Raw genomic sequence first — 25,176 nt, 5'->3', positions numbered from 1 at the left:
ATCGCCGCTGCCTTACAATCTTTCGTTGCGAATGTCGCTCATGACATGCTGTCTCAATGTAGATCCTTAGGCTGGGCGGCAATTGCTCGCGAACGTCAATTCTTGCGGGCAAAGCCAACCTGGATCAGGGCGCATGAAGGTCAGCAAACGAAAGCGACATTCAATCAAGGAAAACGGAGAAGGGGCTGCTCGCCGCCACACCGTGCGGCAGGTTGTGGTTGCGCACACAAGGCGGCTTCTGCGGCGTGGAGCGCTGGCGCTTGCACTTGCTGCGGCCGGCTGCGCCGGCCCGGATGTGACGCCGACCAACACGCGGCTCGAGCTGACGACCGGAGCAGTGCCCCGGCAGCAGCCAGTCTCGGATGCCGGCGACACCGGTATCGTCCTTGCCTTTTCCGGAGGCGGTGCCCGCTCTGCCGCCTTCGGCTACGGCGTGTTGTCGGCGCTGGCGGAAGAGCCATCACCGGCCGCAAGGGAGCGTCGTCTTGCGGATGATGTCGCTGTCGTCGCCGGTGTTTCCGGCGGCGCGGTGCTTGCCTCTTATTTCGCCCTATATGGCCGTTCGGGCCTTGAAGATTTTCGCAAGCGTTTCCTCGGGCGCGACGTCGAGGCCTCGCTTAGGATGTCGTTTTCGCCGGCGAATATCCTGCGCGGCTATCGCGGCGGGGTGAACGATCTATCCGGCTTTCCTGCGTGGCTCGATGCGAACCTGTTCAAGGGAGCGACACTCGGCACCGTTGCCCGCCCGGGTCACCCGCGCCTGGTGATCCATGCGACCGACCTCTATAACCGCGCGCCGTTCATCTTCGACCGAGCGTCCTTCACCGCCATTTGCAGCAGCTACGACGACTATTCGCTCGCCTATGCCGTCGCCGCCTCGGCCGCAGTCCCGGTGGTGTTTGCGCCTCTGACCTTAAAGAACTTCCGGACCGGCTGTGAGGCTTTGCCGGAGCGCGCACAGGCGGCGCGATCGCAGCCGCCGGGCTCGCTCGTCGCGCGCGAATACGCCGATTCACTCAGGCGCTACGAAACGGCGAAGGATCTCAACTATCTCAAGCTCTACGACGGTGGTCTGGTCGATGGCGTCGGAACGCAGAGCCTGCTGCATCTAATGGGGCGGTCGGCGCCCGAACCCATTCCAGAGGAACGGGCCCTGCGCCTCAGGCACCTGATCGTCATCGTCGTCGATGCCTCGACCCGCATCGGAGGGGATCTGTCGCAAACCGTCGACAGCCCCAAGGCGCCGGATGCGATCGTCGCGGCCATCGACGCGATGATCAACATCCCCAACCTCCAAAGCTTCGATGCCTTGCGCGACCATCTGCCCGCCTGGCGCAACAAATTCGTGAAATGGCGTTGCGGCATGGGTGGTGCAAGGCGAGGCTGCGGCGATCTTGATGTCGATGTCATCCGGCTGGCCTTGACCGATATCGTCGACCCGCCACTGGCGCGGCGGATCATGAAGCTCCACAACAGGCTGGCATTGGATGCGGAGGATGTCGATTTCCTGTCGGGCCTTGGCCGGCGGTTGCTCATCGAGCATCCCGGATACCAGCGATTCCTGGACCGCATCAGGCGGAGCACGACGGATGGGCGTATGAGCGCCTTGTCGAATTGGCGCTCGCGCGATCTAAATAACAGTAAATACTAATGCAACCTCTCTGAATAAGCCTTTTGATGTGATAAACTCATCGCGGGAGCAACAGCCGGCTAAGGAGATGCCGGCCTCCATTTCATCTTGTTGTTCAATCGTTTGTGGATGTCGAGGCAGCGTCTCCACCATGCCGGGCAAGGTCGGGTCCATTGCGAAGTGGCCTTTGACCAACAACTCGGATTGGGAGGTGTACAATGGTTCGCAAACTGTTTCTCGTTTTGGCTGCCGCGGCATCTACGCTTGCGATCAACGGGGCTGCATGGGCCGATTTTACAATCCTCGTGCCATCGAGCAGTGAAGGTGACGGCCTAAGGGCCGCTGCCGCCGACTACTCGAAAATGAAGAGCACGAAGGTGGAGATCGTGCAGGCGCCTTACGCCAATGTGTTTGAGCAGGGCGCCAATGCAGGAGCGACCAAATCCGGCGTGTTCGACATCATCCTGATGGATGACCCATGGATTCCGTTTTTCGCGGAGAACGGACATCTGGAGGATCTGACGCCATTCTTCAAGAAGGCGGGCTTAGAGGGGCCGGACACCGATTTCCTTTCGAAGTCGCTGGCAATATGCCGCAACCCTTACAATACGGGTCCCTATGTCTGCCTGCCCTATGTGGGTAACGCGCAGATGTTCTTCTACGACGCCGCGAAATACAAGGAAGCCGGTGTTGACGCCCCCAAGACCTGGGACGACGTCTTGAAGGCGAGCCAGGCCCTGACCAAAGAAGGCGGCGGTCGCTATTTCGGTTACGTTTTCCGTGGCGGCCAGGGTAACCCGGTCGTCGCCGATTTCATGCCGATCTTCTGGTCCTATGGCGCCAATATGTTCAACGAGGATCGTACGAAGGTGACGATCGACACGCCGGAAGGCGCGGCCGCGATGAAGACATTCATGGCGCTCCGCGACGTTTCTCCAAAGGGGATCGAGAGCTATAACGCCAACGAGGTGGGCACTGCGCTTGCCGCCGGCACCGCAGCGTCGTCAATCAACTGGCCGAACTGGGTTGCGACCTTCGAGGATCCGACCCAATCGAAAATGGTCGGCAAGATATCCTACAGTCCGATTCCGGCGGGCACGAAACCGGGCAGCTCCGAAATCGGCCATTGGACCATGGGCATCATGTCGGCTTCCAAGAACAAGCAGGAGGCTTTCGACTTTATGATCTGGGCGACCTCGCCCGAGCAGATCAAGATCTCCGCCGAGCGCGGTAATCCGCCGGTCCGCACCTCGGTCTTCACCGATCCGGAACTGACCAAGCAGGAGAAATTCCGCCATTACCCGGTGCTGATGGAGGCGATCCAGGCCTCGACGCCACGGCCGCGCCATCCGAAGTGGCCGGAGATCGAAAATGCCTTCGGGATCGAGCTTTCCAAGGCAGTCGCGGGCACGATCACGCCGGAGGAGGCGCTGAAGAACTCACAGAAAGCGGTCGAAGAAATCACCGGGCTTAAATAGGCGGACGCCTATAACGGTAGGGCCACAGGCTCTGCTCTTGCGGCCGCACCGGAACCGACCGGTGGGGTCGCATCCGACGTCAGTAGCGAAAGCGCCCGACTCTTATCAGAGACGCAACGGTCGCTGTCGCATTTTGAATTGCTGCATGTTTGCATCCTTGATTGGCTACGGACACATGCAGTAGCGCCTGCGGGAGGAGCCAATGTTGAGGCCCGACAAAGGCATGCCGATGGCGCCGCCCAGAGGTGGCGCGCTCGAGCATTGGACCGAGCGTCACCTGCGCTACCTGATGCTTGCGCCGACGATGATCGTCCTTCTGGCACTGACGATCTTTCCCAGCTTCTACATGTTCTATGCGGCGGTCCACAGGATCAGCCCCAATCCTGATCTGCCCTGGGAGTTCGTCGGCTCAGGCAATTTCGCGCGGCTGTTGACCGACGCCCAGTTTCACGTCGCGCTGCGCAACACCGCGGTGTTCACGATCGTGGCGGTGACGTTTGAATTCTTGCTCGGACTGGGCCTGGCGCTGCTGCTTGATAAGTTCATCCGCCGGCTGACCTTTCTGAAAACCGTCCTGATGATCCCGATGATGCTGCCGCCGATCGCCGTCGCGATCACCTGGAAGATCATCTATGAGCCACAGTTTGGCGTCCTGAACGAGATCATGTTCCGTCTCGGTCTTCCATTGCAGGCCTGGGCGGGCGACGTGAATTTGGCGATGTTCTCAATCATCGTCGCCGATGTCTGGCAGTGGACGCCATTCATATTCCTGTTGATGTTGGCGGGGCTGGCAAGTCTGCCGATCGAGCCCTACGAGGCGGCGGCGCTCGACGGCGCCTCGTCCTGGCGGCAGTTCTGGGATCTGACGCTGCCTTTCCTGAAACCGGTCATCGCGATTGCCGTGCTCTTGCGCGTCATGGATGCGCTGCGTCTCTTCGATCTGGTCTTCATCCTGACGGGGGGAGGTCCGGCGGATCGAACGAAAGTCTTGAGCCTGTACATCTATCAGGTCGCCTACCGCTTCGCCGATCCCGGCTACGCTGCAGCGATCTCGCTCTTCGTGCTATTCGTGACGATCGTGCTGAGCACCTGGTTCATGAAGCGCATGCGGCTGGCGGAGTGAGGCGACGATGGCGACGATAAGAACTCGCAGCCGTGGCAGCGAAATGCTTCTCCGCCTGGCCGCCTATCTGACAATCCTCGTCGCGCTGATCCTGACGTTGTTTCCCGTTTATTGGATCGCGGTGAATTCGTTCAAATACGACATCGACATTTTCGCCGTGCCGCCCGAATGGTTGCCGCGCAACCCGACCTTGAAGCACTATGACGAAGCGTTCATCCAGCGTCCGTTCCTGCGCTACGCACTGAACAGTTTGCTCGTCGCGGTCGGCACCACGATCATCTCTGTCGGCTTCGGCACGATGGCTGGTTATGCCTTGGCGCGATTCAGCTATCCCTGGCAATGGCGCAAGCAGATCTCGTTCTGGATTCTTTCGACGCGGATGATGCCGCCGATCGTCAGCATCATCCCGCTCTATCTGTTCTTCAACGCCTTCGACATGCTCAACACCAAGTCGGCGCTCATCATCGCCTACACCGCCTTCAACCTGCCGTTCGCCACCTGGATGATGAAGAGCTATTTCCAGGACTTGCCTGTCGAATTGGAAGAGGCGGCGATCGTCGACGGTGATACGCGATGGGGCGCCTTCCTGCATGTCGCCTTGCCGCTGGCGCGTCCAGGGCTCGCGGCCACCGCCATCTTCTGCCTGATCATCTCCTGGAACGAGTTCCTGCTTTCCCTGATCATCACGCTCACCGAGCAGTCGCAGACGCTGCCGATCGGCATTGCCGGGCGGGTGACGCAGTACAAGACCTATTGGGGGGAAATCAGCGCCGCCGGGTTCATGGCCTGCGTGCCGATCGTCATCTTCGCGTTCATCGTTCAGAAGCATCTGGTCCGGGGGTTGTCTCTCGGGGCGGTCAAGGGGTGAGACCATGGCGTCCGTGACGTTCAACAACGTCTCCAAGAAATTCGGCGAATTCGTCGCGGTGGCCGACTTTAATCTGGAGGTCCGGGACAAGGAGTTTCTCGTCCTGCTTGGCCCCTCCGGTTGCGGCAAGACCACGACGATGCGCATGGTCGCTGGCCTCGAGGAGGCGACCTCCGGCGATATCTACATCGATGCGGAACGCATTAATGGTGTCCTGCCGAAGTATCGCGACGTCGCGATGGTCTTCCAGTCCTATGCGCTCTACCCGCACCTGACCGTCGAGCAGAACATCGGCTACCCTCTCAAGATCCGCAAAGTGCCACCCGAGGAAAGCAAACGGCGCGTCGCCGAAGTCGCGCGTCGGGTGGAACTCGAGACCATGCTGTCACGTCTGCCAAGGGAACTTTCGGGCGGCCAGCGCCAGCGCGTCGCGCTTGCCCGTGCGATCGTGCGCACGCCGCGCGTCTTTCTCATGGACGAGCCGCTCTCCAATCTCGACGCGAAGCTGCGCACCCAGATGCGCTCGGAGCTGAAACATCTCCAGCATGAGCTCCAGGTCACGACGATCTACGTCACGCACGACCAGATCGAAGCGATGACGCTGGCGCATCGGGTGGCGGTCATGAACAAGGGGGTGATCGAGCAATTGGGTACGCCGCGGGACATCTACAGCGATCCGCGTACGCTTTTCGTCGCCGGCTTCATCGGCTCGCCGCCGATGAACCTCATTCCGGGCGAGGCGAGGGACGGCATCTTCACGAGCGCTGCGCTGAGGGTCGGCGGGCTCGGCCAGGCAAGCGTTCCCCGCGCGGTTCTCGGCGTTCGCCCAGAAGACATCCATGCGACGGGAGCCGGGGGTCACGATGCCAATCTGGTCGCTCCAATCTACTCGGTCGAACTCACCGGAGAGAACACGCTTGTCAGCCTCAGGCTCGGCGCCCAATTGCTGACCCTGCGGGCAGACAAGAATTTCGCAGGTCAGATCGACCAGCCGATTGGCATCAAGGTCGCGGCCGATCGGGTGTTTCTGTTCGATGGCGAGTCTCAGCGTCGTGTCGACTTCTAGTTTCCGAATGATGGTTCTAGCGATCGCGCTCACGTTTTTTGCGGCGAGGGCGACCACCGCCGATGACGGTCCGATCGCCGGCAATCCGCTTATCGACATTCCCGCCGGCACTTTCGTGTTCGGCCGTGACGACGGCCCGGAAAACGAACGCCCGCGCCGCCTGGTGTCGGGCCACGCCTTTGCGATCAACCGCACCGAAATCACCAATCGGCAATATCGGGCCTTCGTGGAAGCGACGGGCCATCGTCCCGCTTTCTACGCGGGGCATCCGATTCTCGGTTTGGACGATTATCCGGTGGTCGGGGTAAGCTGGGGAGACGCCGATGCCTTTTGCCGTCATTATGGCCTCACTCTCCCTTCGGAGCAGCAGTACGAGAGGGCGGCGCGCGGGACCGAGGGGCAGGCGTTTCCATGGGGTACTGCGCCCGCGGATGGCCGCCGCGCCAACGCCGGCGCCGCGATTTGCTGCGCTGGCGACGTGAGCGACGGCTATCCGATGACTGCCCCCGCCCTGTCGTTTGCCGATGGTGCAAGCGGCGAAGGAGTACTCAACCTCGTCGGCAATGTCTGGGAATGGACGAGCGATCTCTATGCGCCCTATGCTGGCACGGCCGCCAGCAGCGGCGCCAAATCGTATCGCGTGCTGCGCGGCGGGGCCTGGAACAGCGATCCCACACATCTTACCACAACCTATCGTTTGGCCTATGATCCCAACTTCCGGTTCTCGGGGAATGGCGGTTTCCGATGCGTCCGTTCCGGCAGATGACGATCCTCGTCGCCTTCTTGCTTCTCGCAGCAGGTACCGCTGCCGAGCCGGCGGTCGCCCCGGGCTACCGGCTTGAAAGCTTCAGCAAGGCCGGTGCTGCCTTCGGCGGCCTTTCTCGCGACGGCGAGGCCCTTCTCGTTACCGATCTTGCCAGTGGCCGGCTCTACCGGCGGATGCCTGCGGGCGACTTCGAAGCGTTCGGTCCGGTCTTTCCCCATGGCCTCGACGTGATCGGCGACCCGACCGGTCCCTATCGGGTGCTTCGTGTCGGCGACAAGCTTGTCGTCGCCCAAGGATGGACGCCGGCCGATACAGATGCCGGACCCTATGATCACGCCCTCATCGCGATTGACGGTGCCGGCAGGCGCCGTGTCATCAACGCCGACTTCTGGAATCCGTTCGACCTCGTCACCGCCGTGGATGGCTATTACGTCGTCGATTCTGCGCGCAACAGCGTCGAACGACTTGGAACCGACGGTCGCAAGCAGACGCTCATGAGCTTTCGCCGCCTTCGTCAACAGGCGGCCGCGCTGGAAACACTCTCCCCGACGGAGTTCAACAAGGGGAGCTACGAGGTCGATGCGGTGCCGACCGGGATCACGCTTCGCCAGGGGCGTCTCTATGTTGCGCTTTTCGGCGGTTTCCCTTTCCTCGCCGGTGCCGGGAAGGTCGTTTCAATTCCGGAGAAAAGCGAGGGTGCGGAGCTGCGGCCGGAGGTTGACGGCCTGAATGCACCGGTCGCTGTTGCCTTCGACAAAAAGGGACGGATGCTCATCCTCGAACACGGCGTATACGACCAACAACAGGGGTTTCGAGCAACCAGTGGCCGGCTGCTGCTGTTCGATAATGCGACGGGCAGCCGGGAGACGGTGGTCGATGGGCTGACGCGACCGGTCTCCGTCCTCGTGTGGGACGACAGGCAGATCGTCATCTCCGAACTCGGCGGCACGCTGCTCTTTCTGGCCCGCGAAGAGGGGCGGTGAAGGCGCAACGAGCGCCGCGCGCCTTATCAGGCGCGCAACGGTCGCTGTAGCACGTTGAGTTGCTACATGTTTTATCTTTAAATCGGCGACGATCTAGGGAAACGTGCCGTAGCGGAGCTATTCGAGGTCCGTTGCTGCAGCTTAGTTCGCCCGTGCTTCCAGCCAGTCATACCACTCGTCTTCGCTGCCGTGGAAAACGTTGAGGTCGATCTTGCCGTCGACGCCGTGCGAGAGGCCGGAGCCCGAATATTGCCAGAACAGCCATTTGCGGTTCGGGTAGACCTTGGACGGATGCTGCGCCACTGCGCGCAGCCAGAACGGATAGTTCTGGAATGCGCCCTGCAGGTTGTCGGCATAGAAGTCCGGCGCCGTATAGATGATCGGACGCTGGCCGTAATGCGCTTCGAGCTTGTCCATGAACACCTGCATCTTTTCGCGCACGCGTTCGGGTGACAGGCGCCGCTTGCAGCTGGATTCGCCGTTGTATTCGACGTCGATCACGGGCGGCAGAGCGCCGGGTTCGCGCGGCACGTTGCGGATGAACCAGTCCGCCTGCTCGCCGGCGGTGCGGCACCAGTAGAAGAAGTGATAGGCGCCGCGCCGCATACCGGCTGCCTTGGCGGCGCGCCAGTTCTTCTTGAACATCGGGTCGAGATGGTCGCCGCCGTCCGTCGCCTTGATGAAGGCGAAATTTGCGCCCTGGGTGCGCAACTTCGACCAGTCGATCTCGCCCTGCCAGCGCGAAACATCGACGCCGTGGACGGCCATCTTGCGCGGATTTTTGGCGCGGCCGAAATTGATCGGCTTGGCGTCGCGGAAACGGTGGCCGTAGATCCGAGAGCGCCCCTGCGGCATCGTCTGTGTGACCGGATTGTCGGGGGCCACGAAGGCGACCGGCCGAGCGCCGGGGACGGGCATGTCCATGGTCGCGGTTGTCGTCGTCGTATTGGCCGCTGGCACAAAGGCTTCAGGCTCCGGAACCGGGCCCGCCCAGGCGAGCATCTCCTGCGGCGGTGCGGACTGGACGGTTTGGGGTGGCGTTACCTCGGAGATCCTTGCGCCGACATTGGCGGCCGGTACCGGTGCGGCCGAAAGCACGACGGAGCTGGTCGTTTCACGCGAGGGCCGCGGTGCGATGGTGTCCAGGCTCGAACTGGAAGTGCAACCCGAAACAAGGCCGGCAAAAATGATTGCGGTCGCAGCTGAAAGACGCATGGGCACCCGTACGCAGAACAAGGTCGACGGCAATCGCCGGCCGACAGGTGTGAATAGCTAACGGAAGCTTACCCAAAAAGATTGAATCCAATCTTACCAACCCGACCCAACTTCACGCACTGGAGGTTGCAGTGACGAGGGCACATTGACGCAGTTGCCGGAGTGTTTCAGCCAGGGGCGTGTTCCATGCCGGTACCGGTCCGCCGCCGCTGGCCGGCGCGGAATTCGAGATTGCGGGCAATCGTCTCGTCAAGCGCGCCCGAGGCGTCGGTGATCATCGTCGGCGCAAAATACGAGCGGAAGCCTTCGCCGACCCGGAAGGCCGGCGTGTAGAGCGGTCCGAGCGGCTGCGTCGTCGTGACATAGGTGAGATTGTCGTCGCTCCCCGAGCGCATCGGGAGACCATGGCGATGCATGACCGAGGGCAAGGCAAGTCGCAGGCTGTTGGCAAGCAGATGGATCATCTGCCGGCCCGAAAGCGAGCGGCGGTAGTTGCGGTAGAAGCCGAGGCAATGGCGCAGGATTAGGGCGCGATTGCCATCGAGGCGCGACAGCTTGCGGGCAAACAGGGCGACATCGTCAAGGTTGTCGAGGGGGCGGGTCATCAGTGTGAACCCATCCATGTCGCGCAGCTTAGCAGAAGGAAGGAAGCGACCCTCTGCGGCGCATTCGTCAAAGAGCGGAGTGCCCAGCAGCGGGATCGTCAGGCTCAGGAAGGCCGGCAATGGCATTCTGCTCTCGCCGGTGATGAAGGCCAGTTCGTCCTGCATCGCCTGCATCGTCTGCGCTGCCGGGTCGAACATCAGTCCATATTGGAAGGCGACGCCGGCCTTGAGACAGGTCTGAATGGCTTCCAGTTGCGGCACCACCAGGTTCTGCTTCTTCTGATAGCGCTTCAACTGCGCTTCGTTCAGCGTCTCGACGCCACTGAAAAGCCCGAGGCAGCCGGCGGCGCGCACCGCTTTGAGGTTGTCGGGGTCTCGGAAGAAATCTCCGGTGACGAGCGCGAACCAACCCTGAAACAGACCCGCGCGCCAAAGCGACCGGATCAGCTCGAGCTTGGCATGGAAGGCGTCCTTGCTGTTGCCGTAGAAATTGTTGTCGATGAACAGCACGTATTTCTTGGGCGGGGCATTGCGAAGTTGTGCTTCGATGTAGCTGAGATCGTAGCGGTGGTAGCGGCGACCTTCCGCGGTGAGCGCGCAGAAACTGCACTTGAAATTGCAGTAGCGACTCGTCTCGACGTAACTGACCGGGCCGCCCCAATTGGCGAGGTCGAAACGTGGCAGGATCGTTTCGGAGACCGCCCATTCCCCGAAGACCTCTTTGATCACGGCCTGCATCTCCTCGACGTCGCCGTCGCAGGCGTAGTCGAAGGTTTCGGCGCTCGAAACCGGCAGATTGCGGACGACCGGTCCACCGGCGACGACGACGCAGCCTGGCGATTTCGTGCGGGCATAGGCAGTCAGGTGGCGCATCCGGTCGAAGGCGGCGGTGACCCCGGTCAGCACCAGCATGTCCAGTTCCGCAAAAGCCGTCTCGTCGACGAGCGGCCCGTCGTGAAATTCGCTGTAGGCGCGAAGGTGCACGCGATTGCGGGCAAAGGCGCCGGCCAGGAACAGGTGGCCGATCCCCTGCGGAATGAAATCGGGGCGACCTTGCGGATTTCTGGTCTCGTCGAAATGGGCAAGCACGATCAGGACGCGGGGCACTCGAAACTGGTTCATGCATGGCCTCCCTCGAACGCAACGATCGGAAGATGGGTCTGGAACTCGGCCTGATCGAGTTGGAGCACCTCGCTCCAGGTGTTTTGCCGAACGGCAAACATTGTCTCCAATGCCTGCCAGGCCGCCGCATCCTTCGGCCCGGCTGGATGGTGCAACGAAGCGAGCGCCACGGCCGGCATCTCCAGCCGGATCGCCTCCGCGAAGGCGTATCGTGCCACCCGCTCGGCGCGGCGCTGCTGGCCGCGATGCAGATACAGCGTCGCCTCGCCGAGCGCTGCCGCCGGGCGACCGATAGGATAGACGCGCGCGAAGCGCTCAAGCTTTCTGAGGACAAGCTGCGCCGCAGCCGGGTCGCCATCGTCCGGATCGCTCGCCACGTCGAACAGGCGGGCAAGTGCCGGCAGGGTTCGCGTCTTCATTGCCGGGTTGAGCGTCTGGCACCAGGAGAACGCGCGTTCGAACCAGGCTCTTGCCGCGCCCGTGTCACCCTGCCGTCGCGCGGCCTCCGCCAGAAGAGACGCGCCCTCGATGCAATGTACGAGTTCCAGCCCGTCGGCCTTTGCTGTGATGATCTGCTTGAGCTCATCGAGATCGGCGTCGATGGCAGACCATCGGCCAAGGGCCGTGTGACCCCTGAGACGGCCAAGCAGACCGCAGCCAAGCACCTGGATGTCGCCGCGCCTGCGGCCCTCTTCGCAGATCCGCTGAACCAGGATCTCCCAGGGGGCAACGCCTTCGAAAGCGGAGGTCAGCAGCCAGGGACCGGAAATCGTCTCGAGGCCAACGGCCACTTCGCACCACCGCCTCAAATCGCCTACGGTCGAGGCATTGTTGAGGCCGGCCTCGAACGCCTGCTTGCCTTCGCGCCAATGGCCGATGCCGATCTGGTACATGCCCGACAGGAGGTCGACACGCACGCGCGTTCCCAACTGGTCGACGCGCTCCGAAAGGGCGGCGGCCAAGCGGCTGTAGTGCTCGGCCTGCTTGTGCAGCGGGATGACGCCGCAGATGGCGCCGAGACTTGCGTAATTGGTGGCGGTCGTCGGCGAGACATATTTGTTTCTTTCGGCAAGGTTCGTCGCGCGAAGCGTCGCATGGATCAGCCGCAGTTTCTCGCTGGTGAAGTAGTAAATACGCGTCAGGTCCTCATGCGCCTTTGCCGCGAGAAGGAAAGGATCGGACGGCGATCGCGAGATCTCCCGTTCCAGGATCCAGTCCTTGTCTCCATGGGTCAGCCGGCGCCACACCTGTTCTGCAAGATCGAGAAGCAGATGCAGTGCGAGGCCGACCGAGGTGCGCGGAAGCGGCAGGCCGGAAAGCCGCAGACCCTCCTCATAGGCATGCCGAGCAGCTTCGGCGCGGCCGAGATTGAGATTGGCTTCGCCGAGCAGAAAACAGGCGGCCGCCCGCCGTGCCGGCGTGATCGTGATTGAGAGATCGCGCGCAGTCTCGAAAAAGCGCTCGATCAGGTCGACAACGGCGGCATTGTCGAACTGGCGCAGGCGCAGTTCGGCGACGCGGTCCATATAGTTGAATGCAAGTGCCGCCTCGCCGGCACGCTCCCAATGGCTCAAGATGCGCGGCAGGCTTTCCGCATTGTCGGGCTGTCTGCTTTCTTCCATCGCCTGCGCGATCGCACGATGCGCCTCACGCCGCTGTTCCGAAAGCATGCTGTCGTAGATGGCCTGGCGGATGACGGCGTGGCTGAATGTGAAACGCCCCGGGCGGTCGTCCATGGGTTTGACCAGATGGGCCGCCTGCAGCCGCCCGATGCTTGCCTCGATGTCCAGGGCGGACTTCCTGATCGGCGGCAGCGCCTGGAGTTCCGCGGCGGAAAAAGTCGCGCCCATGGCGCTTGCGATCTTCAGGAGCGCCTGGAGCTCGGCCGGGAGCTGATCGGTTCGGGCGATCACGGTGACCTTGGCCGTATTGAGCAAGGTCGCTTCGTTCGAATGGGTTTCGGGGAGTGACAGGGGTGCCTGAGTCTCTGCGGTCTTCGGCAATCGCCGTTCGCCGATCATCCGGCAGATTTCGTGTATGAGCAGCGGGTTCCCGGCCGACTGCGCATAGACCGCTTCGCAAAAGCCATCTGCCGGGGAACTGCTGCCGATCGATGCGCGTACGAGTGAAATCGTGCCCTCGAAATCGAGCGGCAGGAGTTCGAGTGTCTGCGCACCATTGTGGTGTTGTCCGGTCCATCGCGTCAGGTCTTGTTGCGTCCTGGCCGTCCGGGTTGAAACGACGACGGGGATCGGCGCCGGTCCGCAAACCAGGCGGCCGAGCAACTGGCCGGATGCCTCGTCCAGCCAATGGACGTCTTCGAGCACGACGAGACCGCGCCCCCAGGAGAGGCTGTCGGTCATGAGATCGCGCAGCAATTCACGCAAGCGGTGGGACCGCCCGTCGCCCGACATCGCCCGGGTCTCGGCCGTGTCGGTCAAAGTGAGGTTGATGGCATCGTTAAGCAGCGGTGCCAGATGAGCGAGTTCGGGTCGATGGGCGAAGAACTGCATCACCTGATCCGAGGCATTGGCGCCGCGCAGGTCGCCGATGCCAAGCAGGTCGCGGATCACCCCACGCCAGGCGAAGTAAGGTACGTCACTCTCGATATCGTCGGCATGGCCGACCAGAACCTGGCTTCCTTGGTCACGGCATGTTTCGACGAAGGCGCGAAGCAGAGCCGATTTGCCGACGCCGGAATCACCCTTGACGATCATCACCCCGGCCTGTCCTCGGCCCGCGCGCTCCACATAGGTGTTGAGTGCCGCGAGTTCGGCGGCCCGGTTGAAAAGAACGGGAGATTTGGTGTCGATCGTCGCGACGGTCTCGGCAATCGGCGCAAACGCGACCACGCCACCGCGCATGCCGGGCACAGCAAGTGTCCAGGGACCGGAAAAAGCAATCTGGCCGGCGGTTTCCTTCGCCGTTGCCTGGTCGACGAGAATGCGGCCTGCGGCGACGCTCGCCAGCCGTGAGGCCATGTTCACGGCAGCGCCGACGACGGTGTAGTCGGCGCGATGGATCGTACCGAGTGCGCCGCAGAAGCTCTCGCCCGTCGAGACGCCCGCCGACAGGCCGAGATCCGGTTCGTCGAGTTCGTTCGACAGGCGCAGGGCAGCGATGATCGCTCGGCGCGCATTGTCGGCGTGCTTCTTGCCGGGCAGGCCGAAGACGGCGAAGACTTCGAGCCCGCCCGAATGGAGCGCCGTGTGCAGAATCTCTCCGCCGGTGCGGCCGACGACGGCGATCGAGCGCGCCACGAGCTTGTTCAACCGGTCGAGATCCGTATCGAGGTCGCGGCCGACGATATGCACGAAAAGCGCGGTCACGGTCCTGAGGTCCGCGAGCCATTGCGAAAGCGGTGAGAGCAGGCGGCTGCGCAGCGAAAGGGGGAGATAGGCCTCGAGCCGCTCGGATGCGGCGCCCGGCTCGGTACGGGGCGCTTCCTTCGTGGTCGAGCAGGGTTCGATGCTATCGAGGCGCGCTGTCCCTTCGCGGTTCAGCCCGCCCTTGGCCCGCTTGCCGATCAACTGCCACACGGCATCGGAAACGAGAATCTCGCCGGCGTCGCTCAATTGGCCGGCATGATCGGCCTGGGCCAGGCAGTCGCCTCCGACGATCAGCCAACGCTGGTCCGCGCGGGGCATGAGATGCAGCAGGGTGATGGCGCCGGCGCCGACGGCGATGCGCAGCTGAAGGGCATCTTCGAGATTGCCCGGCCCGCCGATTTGCTCGCGGATCCGTTCGGCGCAATAACAGCTGCGCCAGGCCGTCTGTTCGAGCCCTTCGGCAGACGACGCTCGCCAGCCGGCAATCAGGCTGTCGCCGGCGAAACTCAAGACCGTGCCGCCATGCTCCTCGATATGGCTGATGAGCTCGCCCATGAAGGCGTTCAGAAGCAGGCTGACGCGTTCGGCGCCGGCAGCGCGGTCACTTTCGGACCATTTAGCGGTCAGGCGCGTAAAGCCGGAGATGTCGGCGAAAAGCAGCGCGCCGAGGAAGTCTTCGCGTGCCGGGGCAGCCGATTCCGTCGCTGCCGGGGAGGACCATTGGACCAGGGCTCCGGACAGGTAACGTTGGAACTCATATTTGCCGGCGCCACCAACCACGCAAAATTCTCCCCAAGATTTTAGAGTAACACGCCTCCTGTCTGACTGAAAGACGACTCACGCTGATCTTCGATCCTCCAGTAACGGCAAGTAAATACCTGTTTCGCGAGGTGGCAGGACGGAGTAATGTTTGCCCGATTGTTCGAGGGGGTCTCGCAACAGGAGGGGACGATGGGGGTCGACTGGGCTGGTCCGGTTGCCGCAGTGGCGCGCCGCGATTTCTTGCGGCTGGTTTCGGCGGGCGTTTTTGCCAATGTGCTTTCCGGATGCCGGCATCTGCCTTCGCCCGGCGCCTGCAATCTCAGTCATCCGATCATCGACGTCCATTGCCATTTCTTCAACGCGGCCGATGTGCCGGTGGACGGTCTGGTTCGCTACGTGGCGCTGCGGGAAAAGATGCCGGAAAAAAGGCTCTCTTCAAACGCGCAGGAGGCGAAGGGGCTGGAAAATGCCTTGGTGGTCTTTCTCGTTACCGCCCTTGGTGACGTTGCGCCCAAAGCCAAGCATGAACTTGCCGTTCTAAGAAAAAGGGAGCGGCGTCTCTCAGACGCCGAGCTCGCACGGCGCAGGGATGAGCAATTGCGCGTCGCGATAAAGGATCTGGTCGCGCGCGCCAACGAACAACGCTCGACATTTTCGAGGCGCAGCTTTGGTCAATCCCCTGATTATGACGGTCTGTTGCGCCAGCTGGGCGGCACGCCCAATCTGCCACAAACATTCCAGAGACGTTTGGATCAGCGGAGCTCCGGCGGCATGAGTGACGAGGAGGCCGATACCCTTGCCAACAACGCGAAGGCGCACGACCAGATCGGAACCTATCTTTCCTTCGTCCGGCTGATGCAGGACTACCGCGAAAATCTGGCGGAAGCCTATGTCAAGATCTTTGCGTCAAAATGCCGGCTTTCGCTGATCACGCCGAGCATTCTGGACTTCGACAAGTCGCTCCACGGGACATCATCGCCGCAGCGCGACCAGATCGACGTCATGGACGAGGTCCAGCAGATCGTCACCAGGAAGCACGGCATCCGCATGCACAGCTTCGTCGGCTTCGATCCGCACCGGGAAGCGCAAAGGCCAGGCTCATCGCTGGCAAATGTCCAGTATGCGATCATGGAAAAAGGCTTCATCGGCGTTAAGGTCTACCCGCCAATGGGTTTCAAGGCTTGGGGCAACGTAGACCCGGCGATCGATGCGGCGCTGAAGCGTCTTTACGTCTGGTGCCGTGACAACGACGTGCCGATCATGGCGCATGCGGAAAACAGCATTGGCGCAGGCTGTGGCTATGGCAATCTGGCAAGCCCTGCCTATTGGAAGGATCTGCTCGATACGAACCAATACGACAAGCTGCGGATCAACCTGGCGCATTTCGGTGCCTTTGACGAAATCCTGCGCCCCGGGGCACCGACGGGCGTCATGGTCTCTTGTCCCCAGGACAAGTTTTCCGGGCCGCCGAGCTGGGAGGAGATCATCGGCAGAACGATCGACCACGAGCGCCGCCCGAACCTCTTTGCGGATTTAAGCTATCTCAGTGAGCTGGTCAGCAGCGACGACAAAACTCTTCACGCCGAGATCCGTCAATTGCTGGACAAATGGCTGGCCGCCTACGATCCCGACGCCCGCCATCTGATGTTCGGGACCGACTGGTCGATGATGGCGCTCGAGAAGGATTACAACGCCTATGTTTCGCGGATCGCCGAGCAGCTGACGCTCGCCAGCGTCAGCGACGAGCATCAGCAGAACATCCTCTGGAGAAACGCTTCCCGCTTTCTTGGTCTCGATCGGCCAGGCAAAACGCGCGACCGGCTTATGGCCTATTGCCGCAAGCGCGGCCTCGATAGCGCCTGGCTCGCGGAACTGGCGTTCGCCTGAAATGAGGTCGTAGCACCTGCCATGTCAGGCAGGCTCATCGCCAGCGCGCCGTGCGTGCAATCCATTCGCGCGTCCGCCCTTCGGGATCGGCATTCAGCGTGATGTCGGTGACGACCGCGGCACTGTCGGCGCCATGCTCGAAGACGCCGGCAATCCGGTCGACATTGAGCCCACCGATCGCAACGAGCGGCAGCGGCGTGACGCGCTCCCGCCAGGCGGAGAGGCGCGGCAGCCCCTGCGGATCCCATTTCATCTGCTTGAGGATCGTCGGATAGATCGGCCCGAGCGCGACGTAGTCGGGCCCGGCGGCAAGGGCCGTCTCCAGCTCGGCCTCGTCATGGGTGCTGAGGCCGAGTTTCAGGCCCGCGGCGCGGATCGCAGCGAGATCGGCGTCGGCGAGATCCTCCTGGCCGAGATGGACGAAATCGCAGCGCTCTTCGATCGCGAGGCGCCAGTAGTCGTTGACGACGAGCTGGCAACCATGGCGGTCACAGATCGCCTTGGCCGCGCGGATCTCGTCGCGAAGCTCTGCATCCGGACGATCCTTGACGCGAAGTTGCACCAGCTTGACGCCGAGCGGCACCAGCCGCTCGATCCATGCCGCGCTGTCGACGATGAGGTAGAAGGGATCGAGCTTCACGCGAACACCGCCTTTCCGATGACGGGCGTGGAAGGGACGGCAAAATCGCGCGGTTCGAGCATACCTGCCTCGAAGGCATCGCGTCCGGCATCGATCGCCCGGGCGAAAGCGGAGGCCATGAGGGCCGGCTTTACCGCTCCGGCGACGGCAGTATTGAGCAGAACCGCATCGAAGCCGAGCTCCATCACCGCCGTTGCGTGCGACGGGCGGCCAATGCCGGCATCGACGATCAGCGGCAGATCCGGAAAATGGGCCCGCATAGCTCTCAAGGCGGAGATGTTCTGCGGCCCCTTGGCGCTGCCGATCGGCGCACACCAGGGCATCAGCACCCTGCATCCGGCTTCCACAAGGCGCTCGCCGACCACCAGGTCGTCGGTCGTATAGGGGAAGACCTCGAAGCCTTCGGTCGAGAGGATGCGTGCCGCCTCGACCAGCCCGAAGACATCCGGTTGCAGCGTATCCTGATGGCCGATGACTTCGAGCTTGATCCAGTTCGTGCCGAACACCTCGCGGGCCATCCTGGCGGTCAGCACCGCCTCCGACACCGAGTGGCAGCCGGCGGTGTTCGGCAGCACGCGCACGCCGAGCGCGCGGATCAGTTCGAAGAAGGCGCCGCCTTGTTTCCCGCCGGCGGTTTCGCGACGAAGCGAGACTGTGACGACCTCGGTTGCCGACGAACGAACCGCGTCTTCGAGGGAGGCAGGCGAGGGGTAGCGGGCGGTGCCCAGAAGCAGGCGGGAATGCAGTTCCTGTCCGTAAAGCGTCAGCATGTCTCAGCCTCCTTTCATCGGCGAGAGAATTTCGATCCGGTCGCAATCGTTGAGGGAATGGGCCGAACGGTCGGCCCGGTGCACCAGCTCGCCATTGACGGCGGTAGCAAGCCAATCCCCTTCGAAGTCGAGTGTCGCCAGAAGCTCGGCAAGGGTCGTGACTGCGAGGTCGTGATCCTCGCCGTTGACAATCAATTTCATGCGGCGTCTCCCTTCAGGTTCCAGGCAAGCGCAAGGTCCGCCGCTTCCTCGGCCAAAGCCGGCGAAAGCAGGAAGCCGTGGCGGTAGAGCCCGTTGAGCGCGATGGTGTTTCCGGCGCGGTTGATGCGCGGCAGGTTGTCTGCAAAGGCCGGTCGGACGCCGGTGCCGGTTTCGAGAAGGCGCGCCTCGCCAAAGGCAGGGTGCAGCGCATAGGCGGCATTCAGCAATTCCATCAGGGAGCGGGCGGTGATCGGACCGCCGTCATCGGTTTCGATCATGGTGGCCCCGCACATGAAGAGGCCATTGCCGCGCGGCACGATGTAGAGTGGGATGCGCGGGTGGATGAGACGAACCGGCCGCGACAATTCCACTTCATCGCTCTGCAGGTAGAGCATCTCGCCACGCACCCCACGCAATCCGGCGGTGCTGTTGATTCTTGCTGCGCCGCGGCAGTCGGCGATTAGATCGTAGGCGCCGTCGCGATCCGTCTCGCCGATGAGCGCGACACCGCGTTCGACGAGCTTTTGCCTCAGCAGGCAAAGCGCTCGGCGCGGGTTAAGATGCGCCTCGCCCGGAAAGAACAGCGCCTCCCGGAAGCGCCCGGCAAGCGCCGGCTCCAGCACTGCGAGCGCCTCGGCATCGAGCCACTCGAAGCCGGAGGTGCGCGAAGCGAAGCGTTTGAGTTCGCCGGCGTCGCGTGGCGGGGCGACGACGAGGGTGCCGTTGCGCGATACCTCTCCGGGAAGCACCCGATCCCACCAATCGATGGCGGCGATGCCGCGTGTCAGCACCGGTTCCTCGGCGCTCTCGCGCTCGCACCAGGGCGCAAGCATGCCGCCGGCAAACCAGGACGCGGCCCCCGAGAAGTCTGGCTGCCGTTCCGCAACCGTCACTTCGACGCCTCGGGCGGTCAATTCATGGGCGCAGGCCAGCCCCACGACGCCGGCGCCTTTGATGAGGGCGCGCATGGTCAATGCGCCCAGTCGCGGCCAGCGGGACGTGTTGTGGGAAAAGTCGCGGTGAAGATACGCATTGCCGAGGCTCCATGATTGGAGACCCAGTTCGAACCGGAAGGGAAGGAAGGACGCCTTGCCGAAGTCAGTCCGCGCGAACGCGACGATTACGGCAGCGATGTCTGCACCGTCCCTACGCCAGTATGAACTGGATCAGGTTCAACGGGTCACTGCGCCGCGCAAACCGCCTAGCAGAATCTCAGCCCCTTGCCGGGACACCCCTGGTGAATGTTTCAAGACTGACGGGCTGGACCAGATTTTGTCAAGAGCCGCCGTCGCGCACATCGCGTATGGCCGTTCGAATCGGGTTCGGACCAAAATTATCTATAAAATTGAGGTGGCCGCACATTTCGGTGTTGCCGATTCACTGCTGATTAGTGGACGGACAGCGGGTTTCGAATGCTTCACGGAGGCAGGATAGCGGGCCTTCACTTTTTATCGTCCTGCCTTCTGCTGTAGGCGCTGTGGTTCTAAATCATGGAAATTATTTGAGTTATCACCCGTACGACGTCGAGCTCGGCTTTTGTCTATTCGCTCTATGGTTGCGCTTTTGTCGAGTCTCTCCTTTTGAATGGTTGCCCGGGTTCACTTCGAAAGAAATTATAGATAATATTAGATTCTATCTATTATGCCTTGCTGCGAATAGGGAAATGAACGCGCATGCTGGATGCAAGTACGATCGAGCCGACTTCGGTTGCCGCCAAGCCCGCCGAAACCGCGTGGGAATTGGCCAAAGCACAAGAAATCTATCATTCGCCCTTCAACGATCTGCTGTTTCGAGCGCATTCCGTTCACCGCGTCCATTTCGATCCGAACGCGATCCAGATGAGCAGGCTGCTCTCGATCAAGACCGGCGGCTGCGCTGAGGACTGCGGCTATTGCAGCCAGTCGGCGCACTACCCGACCGGACTCAAGGCATCGAAACTCATGGAGGTCGAACGGGTCCTTGCCGAGGCACGGAAGGCAAAAGCGGGCGGTGCGACCCGCTACTGCATGGGTGCCGCCTGGCGCAGCCCCAAGGATCGCGACATGGAGGCGATTGTCGCCATGATTAGCGGCGTGCGGGCGCTGGGCATGGAGACCTGCATGACGCTCGGCATGTTGACGCCGCAACAATCCGAGCGGCTCGCAGACGCCGGGCTCGATTACTACAACCACAATGTCGATACGTCGGAGCGTTTCTACGGCGAGATCATCACCACCCGCAGCTTTGCCGACCGGTTGGAAACGCTTGCCAATGTCCGCGACGCCGGCATCAAGGTCTGCGCCGGTGGCATCCTCGGCATGGGCGAAACCGTTGAAGACCGGGTATCGATGCTGGTGACGCTCGCCAATCTGCCTGTGCCGCCCGAAAGCGTGCCGATCAATATGCTGATCCCGATCCCGGGCTCGAAGCTCGCCGACGCGGCACCGGTGGATCCGATCGACTTCGTCCGTACGATCGCGCTTGCGCGCATCCTGATGCCCAAGTCCCACGTCCGCCTCTCGGCCGGCCGCACCGACATGAGCGACGAGATGCAGGCGCTCTGTTTCTTCGCCGGCGCCAATTCGATTTTCGTCGGCGAGACGCTGCTGACCGCCGACAACCCGGGCGAGGACCATGATGCGGGCCTCTTCCGCCGCCTCGGGTTGGAGCCGATGGCGCTTGCCGCAAAGCAGGACGCCGAATGACCGCGAGCCTCATTACTCGCCACGAGAAGACGCTACACGGCCTCGAACGCAAGGGGCGCCGCCGCGGACTTGTCGCCGGGGGCGGCATCGACCTCACCTCCAACGACTATCTGGCGCTTGCCGGGTCACCGCGGTTGAAGGCCGCGATTGCCGCTGCGATCGAGCGCGGCGTGCCGGTCGGGTCCGGCGGTTCGCGGCTCCTGCGCGGCAACCATGCGGAACACGCGGCGCTGGAGGCGGAGGCGGCCGCCTTCTTTGGCGCGGAGAGGGCACTCTTCTTTGGCAGCGGCTATGCGGCCAATGCCGCCTTGTTTTCGACGCTCCCGCAGCGCGACGACATCATCGTCCACGACGCCTTGATCCATGCGAGTGCCCATGAGGGTATCGCCGCAAGCAGGGCCGGCGCGGTCGCGGTCAAGCACAACGACGTCGACGCCTTCGCCGATGCGATCGGCACATGGCGCAAGCGCGGCGGCACGGGGCATCCCTGGATCGCCGTCGAAAGCCTCTATTCGATGGACGGCGACCGGGCGCCGCTTGCGGATCTTGCGGCACTTGCCGCGCGGCATGATGGATTTCTGGTCGTCGACGAAGCGCATGCGACCGGGGTTTTTGGACCGGACGGCCGCGGTTTGGCCGCAGAATTGGAAGGCCGACAAAATCTCGTCGTGCTCCACACCTGCGGCAAGGCGCTCGGCGTCTCCGGTGCGCTGATCAGCGCAAATGCGGTCCTGTGCGACTATCTCGTCAACCGTGCCCGCAACTTCATCTATTCGACGGCGCCTTCGCCGCTGATTGCCGCCGCCGTCCGGGAGGCTCTCGTGACGCTCGTAGATGAGCCTCGGCGTCGAGCAGCGTTCGATGATCTCCGGGCCTTCGCCAATCGCGCGTTCACCGACACCCTCGGCATCGAAGGCAGTGGCTCGCAGATCCTTCCGGTGCCGATCGGCGACAACGGTTGCGCCGTACGGATTGCCGCGCGCATGCGCAAAGAAGGCTTCGATATCAGGGCCATCCGTCCGCCGACCGTCCCAGAGGGGACCGCGCGGCTCCGGATCGCGATTACGCTGAATGTCGACCGTCCGACGATCGCGAATATGCTGGAGCGCTTGGCGCTCGCAATGGCGGAGGAGCGGCCATGATGCCCAGTTTCGTCGTCACCGGCACGGACACCGGCATCGGCAAGACGATATTCTCTGCGGCGCTGACCGATGCGCTTTCCGGCAGCTACTGGAAGCCAGTGCAGTCGGGGCTAGACGGCGAAACCGACAGCGAAGTCGTAGCGCGGCTCGGCAGGGTCCCACCCGAACGGGTATTGCCCGAGGTCTATCGACTCATGACGCCGGCCTCGCCCCACCTGTCGGCGCGGATCGATGGCGTGACGATCTTGCCTGAAGGGCTCTCTCCGCCGGCAGCGAATCGACCGCTGGTCATCGAAGGGGCGGGTGGGCTCCTGGTGCCGCTCACCGAGCGGGTGGTCTTCGCCGACGTGTTTGCGCGCTGGCAAATCCCGGTGGTCCTCTGTGCCCGCACCGGGCTCGGTACGATCAATCACACCTTGTTGTCGCTCGAGGCGCTGCGCCGCCGTGTTATCCCGGTCCTGGGCGTCGCCTTCATCGGCGACGAGCAGGCGGACAGCGAGGCGATCATTGCAGAACTGGGGGAGGTTCGGCGTCTTGGCCGGCTGCCGCGGCTCGATCCGTTGACACCGGATCGCCTGCAACAGGCCTTTCGCGAAAACTTCGACATCGACTGCTTCCATGGGGTGACGGCATGAGACGATCCCCGGTCTGGCACCCCTTCACCCAGCATGCCCTGGAGCCGCCGATGCGACGCGTCGTCCGGACCGAGGGCGCCTATCTCATCGACGACGACGGGTCGGCGATCCTCGATGCGATCTCGTCCTGGTGGGTCATCACCCACCGCCACCGGCATCCTGCCATCATGGAAGCGATCCGTGCTGCCGCGCAAACCTACGACCAGCTCATCTTCGCTGAATATACCCATGCGCCGGCGGAGGAGTTGGCGAGCGGGCTGATCGAGATCGCGCCACCCGGCCTCGCCCATGTGTTCTATTCCGACAGCGGCTCGACGGCGGTCGAAGTCGCACTGAAGATGGCACTTGGTTTCTTCCACAATCTCGGCCGGCCGCGCAACCGCATCTGCGTTCTCGAACATGGCTATCACGGCGACACGATTGGCACGATGTCGGCGGGAGAAAGGGGCGTCTTCAATGCGCCTTACGCGCCGCTGCTCTTCGCCGTCGATCGGCTGCCGTTTCCGGAGCCGGGTAAAGAGCAGATGACGCTGGATGCCTTCGAGGCGGCCTGCGCCTTCGGCGAGGTCGCGGCCCTGTTGATCGAACCGCTGCTTCTCGGTGCGGGCGGCATGAGGACCTACCCGGCTTCGGTCCTTTCCGAGTTGAGACGGATCGCCGAACGGCATGGCGCCCTGCTGATCGCCGACGAGGTGATGACGGGATGGGGAAGGACGGGCAGCCTGTTCGCCTGCGAGCAGGCTGGCATCACGCCCGATATCCTTTGCACCTCGAAAGGGCTGACCGGTGGCGCGCTGCCGCTGGCGGCGACGCTCTCGACGGCCGAGATCTTCGAGGCACATCTTTCGACGGATCGACGCAAGACCTTCTTCCATTCGAGTTCCTATACGGCCAATCCTATCGCCTGCGCTGCAGCCGTCGCCAATCTCGCCGTCTGGAAAAAGGAGCCTGTGCGGGAACGCATCGACGCGTTGACCGAGAGGCAGCGTCGGCACGTGGCGCGCTTTGCCGAGGATCCTCGCTTCAGCGATACTCGCCAGCTTGGTACGATTGCCGCCCTGGATCTCAAGGTTCCAGCCGCCGGTTATCTCTCCGAGGCCGGCCCGCGACTCAAGGCGTTCTTCCGCGAGCGCCGATTGCTGATCCGCCCGCTGGGCAACGTCATCTATCTTATGCCGCCCTATTGCGTCACGGATGCCGATCTCGACCGGGCCTATGACGCGATCGACGAGGCGGCGTCGCTATTCGTGGCAGGACGGCTGTGAGCGTCGCGCGCTCATCCCGCCTTGTCGGTTTCGGCCATGCGGTGCCGGCGCGGCGTGTTGAAAATGCTGAGATCGAAACGCAGCTCGGTCTCGATCCCGGTTGGATCGAGCGCCGTACCGGCATTCGCGAGCGGCGTTGGGTCGAGGCTGGCGAGACATTGACGGGACTTGCATCGAGAGCCGGTGCGGCGGCACTCGATGATGCCGGCATCCCGCGGGACGATATCGCCCTGACTTTGCTCGCGACCTCGACGCCCGATCATCTCCTGCCACCTTCGGCGCCGCTTCTTGCCCATCGGCTCAGGCTAGGCCGTTCGGGCGCGATCGATCTGGCCGGGGCATGCTCGGGCTTCCTCTACGCCTTGACACTCGCCGATGGCTTCGTCCGTTCGCAGGGAAAGCCTGTGCTGGTGGTGGCGGCCAACATTTTGAGCCGGCGCATCAATCCGGCGGAAAGGGCAAGCGCCGTTCTCTTTGCCGACGCGGCCGGCGCCGTTGTCGTTATGCCTTCCGATGATCCGCGGACCGGCTTGCTTGGTGTTGATCTTGCCGCCGACGGCAGCGGCTACGATCTGATCTCGATCGCCGCCGGCGGCAGCAGCCAACCATTCTCGCCGGGCATGCCGCCCGAGGATTTCCTGATGACGATGCGCGACGGGCGGGAAATGTTTGCCCGGGCGGTGGAGATGATGACGACGTGTGCCGTCCGCGCCATGAACGTCGCAGGCTGTACTGCGTCGGAGATCAGCCGCTTCGTGCCGCATCAGGCCAATGCCCGGATCTTCGACGCCGTCTGCGATCGTCTTGCCATCGCGCCAGCAAGAACCGTGCGCACGATCGCGAACTATGGCAACTCTTCCGCCGCGACGATCCCGTTCTCGCTATCGTTGGAGCGAGAAGAGCGGCCGTTTGAGCGCGGCGAGAAACTGCTGCTGACGGCGGCCGGCGCCGGGCTCACCGGAGGCGCGGTGGTGCTTGGTTTCTAACTGGCTGAGAGCACGGACG

At 62.8% G+C, this 25,176-nt stretch carries 20 protein-coding genes and 1 riboswitch; of the genes, 13 read left to right on the top strand and 7 right to left on the bottom strand.

Translation table 11 applies throughout. The annotated features are described in order from the left end of the window. Positions 1 to 133 precede the first annotated feature (133 nt). The 7 genes from ACQ5BM_RS18610 to ACQ5BM_RS18580 all read left to right on the top strand — a co-directional run bounded on the left by ACQ5BM_RS18610 (position 134) and on the right by ACQ5BM_RS18580 (position 7,914). Positions 134 to 1,651, top strand: coding sequence for a patatin-like phospholipase family protein (locus tag ACQ5BM_RS18610; protein ID WP_429814210.1), 1,518 nt, complete (start codon positions 134 to 136; stop codon positions 1,649 to 1,651). A 197-nt stretch (positions 1,652 to 1,848) separates the two neighbouring features. After that, positions 1,849 to 3,108 (top strand): ABC transporter substrate-binding protein, encoded by a 1,260-nt coding sequence (locus ACQ5BM_RS18605; RefSeq protein ID WP_429814208.1) that lies wholly within the window; start codon positions 1,849 to 1,851, stop codon positions 3,106 to 3,108. Positions 3,109 to 3,310: 202 nt separating this feature from the next. Continuing rightward, positions 3,311 to 4,231: a carbohydrate ABC transporter permease gene (locus ACQ5BM_RS18600; protein WP_429814206.1), complete on the top strand. Its 921-nt coding sequence runs from the start codon at positions 3,311 to 3,313 to the stop codon at positions 4,229 to 4,231. Between the two features lie 7 nt (positions 4,232 to 4,238). Then, on the top strand, positions 4,239 to 5,099 hold the full coding sequence (locus ACQ5BM_RS18595) for a carbohydrate ABC transporter permease (RefSeq protein ID WP_429814203.1): 861 nt from the start codon (positions 4,239 to 4,241) through the stop codon (positions 5,097 to 5,099). Positions 5,100 to 5,103: 4 nt separating this feature from the next. Then, complete coding sequence (locus ACQ5BM_RS18590; RefSeq protein WP_429814201.1) at positions 5,104 to 6,165, top strand: ABC transporter ATP-binding protein; 1,062 nt, start codon at positions 5,104 to 5,106, stop codon at positions 6,163 to 6,165. A gap of 10 nt (positions 6,166 to 6,175) precedes the next feature. After that, entirely contained in the window at positions 6,176 to 6,931 is a 756-nt protein-coding gene (locus tag ACQ5BM_RS18585; RefSeq protein WP_429814465.1) for a formylglycine-generating enzyme family protein, read from the top strand. After that, positions 6,910 to 7,914 (top strand): ScyD/ScyE family protein, encoded by a 1,005-nt coding sequence (locus ACQ5BM_RS18580; RefSeq protein ID WP_429814199.1) that lies wholly within the window; start codon positions 6,910 to 6,912, stop codon positions 7,912 to 7,914. The genes ACQ5BM_RS18585 and ACQ5BM_RS18580 overlap by 22 nt, the downstream gene beginning before the upstream one ends. A gap of 141 nt (positions 7,915 to 8,055) precedes the next feature. On the opposite strand, the gene ACQ5BM_RS18575 is transcribed toward ACQ5BM_RS18580, so the two are convergent. The 3 genes from ACQ5BM_RS18575 to ACQ5BM_RS18565 form a co-directional block, all read right to left on the bottom strand. Next, the gene (locus tag ACQ5BM_RS18575) at positions 8,056 to 9,129 is read right to left on the bottom strand and encodes a glycoside hydrolase family 25 protein (protein ID WP_429814196.1); all 1,074 of its coding nucleotides are present in this window, start codon (positions 9,127 to 9,129) and stop codon (positions 8,056 to 8,058) included. A 167-nt stretch (positions 9,130 to 9,296) separates the two neighbouring features. After that, the gene (locus tag ACQ5BM_RS18570) at positions 9,297 to 10,856 is read right to left on the bottom strand and encodes a B12-binding domain-containing radical SAM protein (protein WP_429814193.1); all 1,560 of its coding nucleotides are present in this window, start codon (positions 10,854 to 10,856) and stop codon (positions 9,297 to 9,299) included. Then, the gene (locus ACQ5BM_RS18565; RefSeq protein WP_429814190.1) at positions 10,853 to 14,965 is read right to left on the bottom strand and encodes an AAA family ATPase; all 4,113 of its coding nucleotides are present in this window, start codon (positions 14,963 to 14,965) and stop codon (positions 10,853 to 10,855) included. The genes ACQ5BM_RS18570 and ACQ5BM_RS18565 overlap by 4 nt, the downstream gene beginning before the upstream one ends. Positions 14,966 to 15,091: 126 nt before the next feature. Here ACQ5BM_RS18565 and ACQ5BM_RS18560 point away from each other — a divergent pair, with 126 nt between their 5' ends. Continuing rightward, positions 15,092 to 16,834, top strand: a complete 1,743-nt coding sequence (locus tag ACQ5BM_RS18560; RefSeq protein WP_429814187.1) for an amidohydrolase family protein — start codon at positions 15,092 to 15,094, stop codon at positions 16,832 to 16,834. A 34-nt stretch (positions 16,835 to 16,868) separates the two neighbouring features. On the opposite strand, the gene ACQ5BM_RS18555 is transcribed toward ACQ5BM_RS18560, so the two are convergent. Genes ACQ5BM_RS18555 through thiO form a run of 4 tightly spaced genes read right to left on the bottom strand, consistent with a single transcriptional unit; the run spans position 16,869 to position 19,413 of the window. Beyond that, positions 16,869 to 17,474, bottom strand: coding sequence for a thiamine phosphate synthase (locus tag ACQ5BM_RS18555; RefSeq protein ID WP_429814184.1), 606 nt, complete (start codon positions 17,472 to 17,474; stop codon positions 16,869 to 16,871). After that, positions 17,471 to 18,244: a thiazole synthase gene (locus tag ACQ5BM_RS18550; protein WP_429814181.1), complete on the bottom strand. Its 774-nt coding sequence runs from the start codon at positions 18,242 to 18,244 to the stop codon at positions 17,471 to 17,473. Before ACQ5BM_RS18550 ends, ACQ5BM_RS18555 begins: the two co-directional genes overlap by 4 nt. A gap of 3 nt (positions 18,245 to 18,247) precedes the next feature. Beyond that, positions 18,248 to 18,445: a sulfur carrier protein ThiS gene (gene thiS, locus ACQ5BM_RS18545; RefSeq protein ID WP_429814178.1), complete on the bottom strand. Its 198-nt coding sequence runs from the start codon at positions 18,443 to 18,445 to the stop codon at positions 18,248 to 18,250. After that, entirely contained in the window at positions 18,442 to 19,413 is a 972-nt protein-coding gene (gene thiO / locus ACQ5BM_RS18540) for a glycine oxidase ThiO (protein WP_429814176.1), read from the bottom strand. Before thiO ends, thiS begins: the two co-directional genes overlap by 4 nt. Before the next feature lie 157 nt (positions 19,414 to 19,570). After that, positions 19,571 to 19,691, bottom strand: a riboswitch (TPP riboswitch). A gap of 427 nt (positions 19,692 to 20,118) precedes the next feature. Between thiO and bioB the strand changes: the two genes are divergently transcribed. From bioB to ACQ5BM_RS18515, 5 genes are read left to right on the top strand one after another with little or no spacing between them, the layout of a single operon-like run. Further along, positions 20,119 to 21,129 carry a biotin synthase BioB gene (gene bioB / locus ACQ5BM_RS18535; RefSeq protein ID WP_429814173.1) on the top strand — a complete coding sequence of 337 codons (1,011 nt, stop codon included), beginning with the start codon at positions 20,119 to 20,121 and terminating at the stop codon, positions 21,127 to 21,129. After that, positions 21,126 to 22,271 (top strand): 8-amino-7-oxononanoate synthase, encoded by a 1,146-nt coding sequence (locus ACQ5BM_RS18530; protein WP_429814171.1) that lies wholly within the window; start codon positions 21,126 to 21,128, stop codon positions 22,269 to 22,271. Before bioB ends, ACQ5BM_RS18530 begins: the two co-directional genes overlap by 4 nt. Next, a complete protein-coding gene (bioD, locus tag ACQ5BM_RS18525) occupies positions 22,268 to 22,906 on the top strand; it encodes a dethiobiotin synthase (protein WP_429814168.1) in 639 nt (212 codons plus the stop codon). Before ACQ5BM_RS18530 ends, bioD begins: the two co-directional genes overlap by 4 nt. Beyond that, positions 22,903 to 24,171, top strand: coding sequence for an adenosylmethionine--8-amino-7-oxononanoate transaminase (locus tag ACQ5BM_RS18520; protein WP_429814165.1), 1,269 nt, complete (start codon positions 22,903 to 22,905; stop codon positions 24,169 to 24,171). Before bioD ends, ACQ5BM_RS18520 begins: the two co-directional genes overlap by 4 nt. Continuing rightward, a complete protein-coding gene (locus ACQ5BM_RS18515) occupies positions 24,168 to 25,157 on the top strand; it encodes a beta-ketoacyl-ACP synthase III (protein ID WP_429814163.1) in 990 nt (329 codons plus the stop codon). Before ACQ5BM_RS18520 ends, ACQ5BM_RS18515 begins: the two co-directional genes overlap by 4 nt. The last annotated feature ends 19 nt before the right edge of the window (positions 25,158 to 25,176 follow it).

It is taken from the genome of Ensifer sp. B1-9, assembly GCF_050474445.1.
Classification (GTDB): domain Bacteria; phylum Pseudomonadota; class Alphaproteobacteria; order Rhizobiales; family Rhizobiaceae; genus Ensifer.
Note: the sequence above shows the minus strand (reverse complement) of the source record. Positions and strands in the feature narration are given on the sequence as shown.

What these genes read in the sequence shown, in the direction of transcription:
- ACQ5BM_RS18610 (WP_429814210.1), top strand. Translation starts at nt 134, where the DNA reads ATGAAGGTCAGCAAACGAAAGCGACATTCAATCAAGGAAAACGGAGAA.
- ACQ5BM_RS18605 (WP_429814208.1), top strand. Translation starts at nt 1,849, where the DNA reads ATGGTTCGCAAACTGTTTCTCGTTTTGGCTGCCGCGGCATCTACGCTT.
- ACQ5BM_RS18600 (WP_429814206.1), top strand. Translation starts at nt 3,311, where the DNA reads ATGTTGAGGCCCGACAAAGGCATGCCGATGGCGCCGCCCAGAGGTGGC.
- ACQ5BM_RS18595 (WP_429814203.1), top strand. Translation starts at nt 4,239, where the DNA reads ATGGCGACGATAAGAACTCGCAGCCGTGGCAGCGAAATGCTTCTCCGC.
- ACQ5BM_RS18590 (WP_429814201.1), top strand. Translation starts at nt 5,104, where the DNA reads ATGGCGTCCGTGACGTTCAACAACGTCTCCAAGAAATTCGGCGAATTC.
- ACQ5BM_RS18585 (WP_429814465.1), top strand. Translation starts at nt 6,176, where the DNA reads ATGGTTCTAGCGATCGCGCTCACGTTTTTTGCGGCGAGGGCGACCACC.
- ACQ5BM_RS18580 (WP_429814199.1), top strand. Translation starts at nt 6,910, where the DNA reads ATGCGTCCGTTCCGGCAGATGACGATCCTCGTCGCCTTCTTGCTTCTC.
- ACQ5BM_RS18575 (WP_429814196.1), bottom strand. Translation starts at nt 9,129, where the DNA reads ATGCGTCTTTCAGCTGCGACCGCAATCATTTTTGCCGGCCTTGTTTCG.
- ACQ5BM_RS18570 (WP_429814193.1), bottom strand. Translation starts at nt 10,856, where the DNA reads ATGAACCAGTTTCGAGTGCCCCGCGTCCTGATCGTGCTTGCCCATTTC.
- ACQ5BM_RS18560 (WP_429814187.1), top strand. Translation starts at nt 15,092, where the DNA reads ATGTTTGCCCGATTGTTCGAGGGGGTCTCGCAACAGGAGGGGACGATG.
- ACQ5BM_RS18550 (WP_429814181.1), bottom strand. Translation starts at nt 18,244, where the DNA reads ATGCTGACGCTTTACGGACAGGAACTGCATTCCCGCCTGCTTCTGGGC.
- thiS (WP_429814178.1), bottom strand. Translation starts at nt 18,445, where the DNA reads ATGAAATTGATTGTCAACGGCGAGGATCACGACCTCGCAGTCACGACC.
- thiO (WP_429814176.1), bottom strand. Translation starts at nt 19,413, where the DNA reads ATGCGCGCCCTCATCAAAGGCGCCGGCGTCGTGGGGCTGGCCTGCGCC.
- bioB (WP_429814173.1), top strand. Translation starts at nt 20,119, where the DNA reads ATGCTGGATGCAAGTACGATCGAGCCGACTTCGGTTGCCGCCAAGCCC.
- ACQ5BM_RS18530 (WP_429814171.1), top strand. Translation starts at nt 21,126, where the DNA reads ATGACCGCGAGCCTCATTACTCGCCACGAGAAGACGCTACACGGCCTC.
- bioD (WP_429814168.1), top strand. Translation starts at nt 22,268, where the DNA reads ATGATGCCCAGTTTCGTCGTCACCGGCACGGACACCGGCATCGGCAAG.
- ACQ5BM_RS18520 (WP_429814165.1), top strand. Translation starts at nt 22,903, where the DNA reads ATGAGACGATCCCCGGTCTGGCACCCCTTCACCCAGCATGCCCTGGAG.